The organism is Rubellimicrobium arenae, assembly GCF_017916275.1.
GTDB classification, from domain to species: Bacteria; Pseudomonadota; Alphaproteobacteria; order Rhodobacterales; family Rhodobacteraceae; genus Rubellimicrobium; species Rubellimicrobium arenae.
In genome coordinates this window covers 1-2,500 of record NZ_JAFMST010000025.1, presented here as the reverse complement: position 1 = coordinate 2,500, position 2,500 = coordinate 1, and the positions used below count along the sequence as shown (strand labels likewise).

The following is a 2,500-nucleotide window of genomic DNA, read 5'->3' as shown; positions in this document are numbered from 1 at the left end:
GATCTAGCCATGGCCAGGCTGAAGGCTGGGTAACACCAGCTGGAGGGCCGAACCCACACCTGTTGAAAAAGGTCGGGATGAGCTGTGGCTAGGGGTGAAAGGCTAATCAAACTCGGAGATAGCTGGTTCTCTGCGAAATCTATTTAGGTAGAGCGTCAGACGAATGCCCTCGGGGGTAGAGCACTGGATGGGTGATGGGGTCCCACAGACTTACTGAGCCTAACCAAACTCCGAATACCGAGGAGCACTATCTGGCAGACACACATCGGGTGCTAACGTCCGGTGTGAAGAGGGAAACAACCCTGACCTACAGCTAAGGCCCCCAATTCACGGCTAAGTGGGAAAGCAGGTGGGACGACCAAAACAACCAGGAGGTTGGCTTAGAAGCAGCCATCCTTTAAAGATAGCGTAACAGCTCACTGGTCTAGACAAGTTGTCCTGCGGCGAAGATGTAACGGGGCTCAAGCCGTGAGCCGAAGCTTAGGGTGCATCTGAGGATGCGCGGTAGCAGAGCGTGGTGTGACATAGTCCTTGGCCTCTTGAGCCGTCGCGAGACGGTCCTGGAGGCGGGGGGCTTTCGATGAAGCCGGGGCGTGAGCCATCCGGTGGAGAGATCACCAGTGAGAATGATGACATGAGTAGCGACAAAGGGGGTGAGAGACCCCCTCGCCGAAAGTCCAAGGGTTCCTGCTTAAAGCTAATCTGAGCAGGGTGAGCCGACCCCTAAGGCGAGGCCGACAGGCGTAGTCGATGGGAACCGGGTTAATATTCCCGGGCCAGGAGGATGTGACGGATCGCGGACGTTGTCTGACCTGATCGGATTGGTCGGGCAGCCAGGCGGTTCCTGGAAATAGCCCTCCGCAAGATCGTACCCGAAACCGACACAGGTGGACTGGTAGAGCATACCAAGGCGCTTGAGAGAACGACGTTGAAGGAACTCGGCAAAATACCTCCGTAAGTTCGCGAGAAGGAGGCCCGGTTCGTGGGCAACCATGGGCCGGGGGCACAAACCAGGGGGTGGCGACTGTTTACTAAAAACACAGGGCTGTGCGAAGCCGCAAGGCGACGTATACAGTCTGACGCCTGCCCGGTGCTGGAAGGTTAAAGGGAGGGGTGCAAGCTCCGAACTGAAGCCCCAGTAAACGGCGGCCGTAACTATAACGGTCCTAAGGTAGCGAAATTCCTTGTCGGGTAAGTTCCGACCTGCACGAATGGCGTAACGACTTCCCCGCTGTCTCCAACGTCGACTCAGCGAAATTGAACTGCCCGTGAAGATGCGGGCTACCCGCGGTTAGACGGAAAGACCCCATGCACCTTTACTCCAGCTTCGCACTGGCACCAGGATGGCGATGTGCAGGATAGGCGGTAGGCTTTGAAGCGGGGACGCCAGTTCCCGTGGAGCCGTCCTTGAGATACCGCCCTTCGCCCTCTTGGTGTCTAACCGCGGCCCGTTATCCGGGTCCGGGACCCTGCGTGGTGGGGAGTTTGACTGGGGCGGTCGCCTCCCAAACGGTAACGGAGGCGCGCGAAGGTTGGCTCAGGGCGGTCGGAAATCGCCCGTTGAGTGCAATGGCATAAGCCAGCCTGACTGCGAGACTGACACGTCGAGCAGAGTCGAAAGACGGCCATAGTGATCCGGTGGTCCCACGTGGGAGGGCCATCGCTCAACGAATAAAAGGTACGCTGGGGATAACAGGCTGATACTGCCCAAGAGTCCATATCGACGGCAGTGTTTGGCACCTCGATGTCGGCTCATCTCATCCTGGGGCTGGAGCAGGTCCCAAGGGTATGGCTGTTCGCCATTTAAAGAGGTACGTGAGCTGGGTTTAGAACGTCGTGAGACAGTTCGGTCCCTATCTTCCGTGGGTGCAGGAGACTTGAGAGGAGTTGCCCCTAGTACGAGAGGACCGGGGTGAACGTTCCACTGGTGGACCGGTTGTCGCGCCCGCGGCAGTGCCGGGTGGCTATGAACGGACAGGATAACCGCTGAAGGCATCTAAGCGGGAAGCCCCCCTCGAAACCAGGTCTCCCTGAGGACCGTGGCAGACCACCACGTCGATAGGCCGGAGATGTAAGCGCAGCAATGCGCTCAGTTGACCGGTACTAATCGTCCGATAGGCTTGATCCGATCCAGTGACGGCCAGGGCCAAACCGCCCCCCGCCTGGACGACGAAGTCATGCACAACCAACGGTGTGCCGGCTTGGAACCTGATGTTGGGGCCCTGATCCGGTCTGGTGGCCATAGGCTGCGCGACACACCCGATCCCATCCCGAACTCGGCCGTTAAGCGCCCAGCCGCTGATGGTACTGCGCCGTCATAGGCGCGGGAGAGTAAGTCACCGCCAGACCTGACCAGAGCCCCCCCTCTTTCCTCACACCCCCCGCCCCCCGCGCGGGACCCCCGGATCCGACAACCCTCGCCGCGGGGTGGAGCAGCCCGGTAGCTCGTCAGGCTCATAACCTGAAGGCCGCAGGTTCAAATCCTGCCCCCGCAACCAAG

General features: G+C 59.6%; 1 tRNA gene and 2 rRNA genes (1 of these 3 cut by a window edge). All 3 read left to right on the top strand.

Annotated elements, in window-relative coordinates:
* Positions 1-2,128, top strand: a 23S ribosomal RNA gene (locus tag J3P31_RS21055) (it extends 705 nt beyond the left edge of the window).
* A 103-nt stretch (positions 2,129-2,231) separates the two neighbouring features.
* Positions 2,232-2,348, top strand: a 5S ribosomal RNA gene (gene rrf, locus J3P31_RS21050).
* Positions 2,349-2,421: 73 nt separating this feature from the next.
* Positions 2,422-2,498: transfer RNA gene (locus J3P31_RS21045), tRNA-Met, on the top strand.
* Positions 2,499-2,500 lie beyond the last annotated feature (2 nt).